Origin of the sequence: Nocardia sp. NPDC004604 (genome assembly GCF_040609795.1) — a bacterium.
Taxonomy (GTDB): domain Bacteria; phylum Actinomycetota; class Actinomycetes; order Mycobacteriales; family Mycobacteriaceae; genus Nocardia.
Genome location: NZ_JBEXLC010000304.1, coordinates 1 through 3060 on the forward strand (window position 1 = coordinate 1; position 3060 = coordinate 3060).

Annotated in this window: 5 protein-coding genes; 3 read left to right on the plus strand and 2 right to left on the minus strand. The window is 62.6% G+C overall.

Annotated elements, in window-relative coordinates; genetic code table 11:
- Window positions 1–121 precede the first annotated feature (121 nt).
- Both ABZW16_RS43595 and ABZW16_RS43600 read right to left on the minus strand, forming a co-directional pair.
- Window positions 122–451, minus strand: a complete 330-nt coding sequence (locus tag ABZW16_RS43595; protein WP_354962036.1) for a type VII secretion target — start codon at window positions 449–451, stop codon at window positions 122–124.
- A 550-nt stretch (window positions 452–1001) separates the two neighbouring features.
- Complete coding sequence (locus ABZW16_RS43600) at window positions 1002–1265, minus strand: hypothetical protein (RefSeq protein WP_354962038.1); 264 nt, start codon at window positions 1263–1265, stop codon at window positions 1002–1004.
- 406 nt (window positions 1266–1671) lie between these two features.
- Between ABZW16_RS43600 and ABZW16_RS43605 the strand changes: the two genes are divergently transcribed.
- Genes ABZW16_RS43605 through ABZW16_RS43615 form a run of 3 tightly spaced genes read left to right on the plus strand, consistent with a single transcriptional unit; the run spans window position 1672 to window position 3008 of the window.
- Entirely contained in the window at window positions 1672–2001 is a 330-nt protein-coding gene (locus ABZW16_RS43605; protein ID WP_354962039.1) for a type VII secretion target, read from the plus strand.
- Window positions 2001–2726, plus strand: coding sequence for a WXG100 family type VII secretion target (locus ABZW16_RS43610; RefSeq protein WP_354962040.1), 726 nt, complete (start codon window positions 2001–2003; stop codon window positions 2724–2726). The genes ABZW16_RS43605 and ABZW16_RS43610 overlap by 1 nt, the downstream gene beginning before the upstream one ends.
- The gene (locus ABZW16_RS43615; RefSeq protein ID WP_354962041.1) at window positions 2727–3008 is read left to right on the plus strand and encodes a hypothetical protein; all 282 of its coding nucleotides are present in this window, start codon (window positions 2727–2729) and stop codon (window positions 3006–3008) included.
- Window positions 3009–3060 lie beyond the last annotated feature (52 nt).

Sequence of the window (3060 nt, forward strand, 5' to 3'; positions counted from 1 at the left end):
TTGCGTCCTGCCATGTCACTCATCGTCCCTTCCAGCCCTCACCAGGGCCAACAGGACTCTAATACCGAGCGGTCCCATTCACTGGGGACAGGCCAGAGGAAATGTTCGAGTTTCTCGTTCGTCATTTCGGAAGGTGCACCTTTACTGGCAACTCCGACAACGCGGAGATTATCTGACCGCCGCCGTCGTGGACCTCGGTCCAGCCCTCGGCGAATTTCGACGCCAGGTTGCCCGTCCAGGAGCCGTTGGCAACAGCATCGACATCCTTGGCTGCGGAATCCAATGCGGTGCGCAGAGTCTCAGCCAGCTCGTAGACGTACTTGCCGACCTCGCGAACCTTCTCAGGTACGACCGACAGGCTCTGGTTTGCGGTTGGCGTCCCCCATCGCTCATGCCGACGAATGCTACCTAGCCTGCGCTTGCATTGTCGAACCGTCCGAGTCCGACCCACCGGGTTGGTCGGCGCCCCCGGGCGGAGCGGGTCGGTTGGACGTACGGCGCGTTCACCTCGGGCGTACGGCGAGCGCGGTCATGAACCATTAGGGCGGGAGCAGTCGATGCCCCACTGCATCCCGCCAGGAGTAGGCGCGGGCTGATTTGCCCATTCGCGGACCGTGTCCGCGAACCGTTCGGCCACCTGCATCAGACCCTCAGTCTGACAACAGATCCCCAAACCGAAAGACCGTCTACAGCAGTGCACCAGCCATGCGACAAGAAGGGCCTCGAACCCGTCCTCGGCGGTTGTACGGCGGCCGAGGGATGTTGGTCTGGTCCTCGATGTCGCACGGGGCGGGACTGCTGCGCGGATAGGTGACAACCGAGTTGGCTTGCCCTTCGGGTGAGCTGGAGGCTGTCGCTGTGCCCAAGCCGTACCCTCGTGAGTTCCGCGACGCAATGAATCACCCACCGCACCAGCATTATTCGACGATTGTGAACACCCCAGAAGGCTCCTGTTCCAGCCAGCCACGCGCCACCAGGCGTTTCACCTTCCCTGCAACGACTCAACCTTCGACCGATCGATACCCGGCTCGGCGGCGACCTGCCCGCAACCCGCCACCGGACTCGGCGAGCACCGCCAGGATCTCGGCGTAATCCTCCTGCAGCGCCGATGCTTTCATCCCCGCTGCCCGCTGCGGCACCAGCACCAATCCGATCGGCGATCCATCCGGAATCGGCTGCGACGCAATCATTCCCATTCCACCGGCCGAAACTTCGCCCACCGCAGGCGGGGTCGGTTCGGCGGTCTCGGCGCGGATCTCGCTCATCGTTTCCTGCGTGATCGCCGGTCGCGACAAGCGGTGCTATTCAGCTGTTCGGTCAGCTCCGCGATCTTGCGACGCAGCTGCTCGACCTGTTCAGCAGCGGCCGCCTCACGCCGGTCCAGCTCCTCACGCCACGACATCATCGCCCACCTCGCATTGACGATAAACTTTTGGCAACCACCACAACAGTGGCCCAAGCGTTTTCGCAGGTCAGCCGACCTAGGTCGCTCAACGATCAGTTTGGCTCACAGGCACCAAGACACGCACAGGGGTGCCGCAGATCGTCCGCAGTCGGGACGGTTGCCACGCGCCGCCGCACGAGATATCGGCGAAGTTGCGCTGAGCAGGCATTTTGTGTGAAGGTGCTTCGGTGTAGAGCGGTCGGCGCACGGCCGAGAGGGGAGGTCCGATGTCGGAGACTTTCAAAGTCGATCCAGCCGAAGTGGACGCGTTCGCCGCGGCTTTGAAGACGCTGGCCGAGGCCAATGCGAATGTCGCGACCTATCTGGACAAGTGGTTGGTCTTGGACAACACCGTGTGGGGCGACGGCGGGCTCATCCGGATCGGGCTGAGCGCCGTTGCCGAGGCGCACAACAAGCTGAAGCCCAATTACGCCACCCTCGGCACCCTCTCCGAGGCTGCGGCGACCGAATTGACCAAAGTCGCACAGGTTTACCGGACCACCGACCACGCGCGCGCCGACGAGTTGGACCGCACGTACCCCACAGGCAGCAATTGATGACCAAGACGCCGTCAGAGCACTTGGCGGAACCTTCGCTCGAGGACCCGCTCAACGACAGTTTCGAGTTCCTCATCACCTCGAACGCCATTTCGCCAACGTACTGGGCTTGTAAGTGGTGCGAAAACGTCCTCGGGACAGACCCGCTGAAGTGGCTCACCACCAAGATCTCCGGTGATTGGGAGGCCCTGCAGAAGGCGGGCAATGCGGTGGAAAACCTGGCTTCCTACAGCGCGAGCTTCTCCGAATCGGTCAAGTCCGCCGCGACGACTGTCGACGCGACGTGGGACGGTAACGCGGCGACCAGCGCCCAAGCGTATTTCACAGAGCTCTCGACAGCCATTTCCACTCAGGTCGAGCCATTGAAGGAGATGGCGACCGAGATCAACCGCTTCGCGTCGACGGCGTACCACCTCTCCACCGCCATGAGTAATGCCTTGCAGACCTTGCTGGACTGGGGCGCCATGGCGGTGATCGAGTGGGCCGCGGCCGAGGCCTCCGCGCTTACCGGCGTCGGAATTTTCGCAACGGCGGCCCTGGTCGCCGCCGCCACCGCGACCACGGCGAAAGTGATCGCGGAATGGGGCCTGCTGGTCGAGAAGTTCAACGCCGCGTATGTCGCACTCGAGGCCATCGCCGGGGTCGGTTTCGGCGTGGTCGCGGTGGTCGAGTCCGCCGATATGCCGAGCCTGCCCGCCGCCACCTACGACCACCCTGGAGCCTGAATGAAGGTGCCCGAGCCGATTCATGATCTGGCCCACGGCGATCTCGGGGCATCGCGCCAACTGTCCCGGGCGATTCGGGTGCTGATGGATACCGCCACCGATCCGCAATTGAAGGAGCGGCTGCGCGGTGTCCTCGAAGGCAAGGGCAGCGCACGCGAATTGATGCACAGCGAGGCATTCAATCGGGTGCTCGATCGCACGTTGCCCGCCGCTATGCAGCAGTTCGCGGACATGCCGGAGGAGGAACGGCAGCGGCTGCATACTCAAACAGTGGATGTTTAGTAGCTAAATTACTAGTCGTAATGATATTATAATATTTTAATTTTCCTGAAGC

Bases quoted from the DNA above. Each gene is read 5' to 3' on its own strand.
- ABZW16_RS43615 (WP_354962041.1), top strand. From the start codon at position 2,727: ATGAAGGTGCCCGAGCCGATTCATGATCTGGCCCACGGCGATCTCGGG.
- ABZW16_RS43600 (WP_354962038.1), bottom strand. From the start codon at position 1,265: ATGAGCGAGATCCGCGCCGAGACCGCCGAACCGACCCCGCCTGCGGTG.
- ABZW16_RS43605 (WP_354962039.1), top strand. From the start codon at position 1,672: ATGTCGGAGACTTTCAAAGTCGATCCAGCCGAAGTGGACGCGTTCGCC.
- ABZW16_RS43610 (WP_354962040.1), top strand. From the start codon at position 2,001: ATGACCAAGACGCCGTCAGAGCACTTGGCGGAACCTTCGCTCGAGGAC.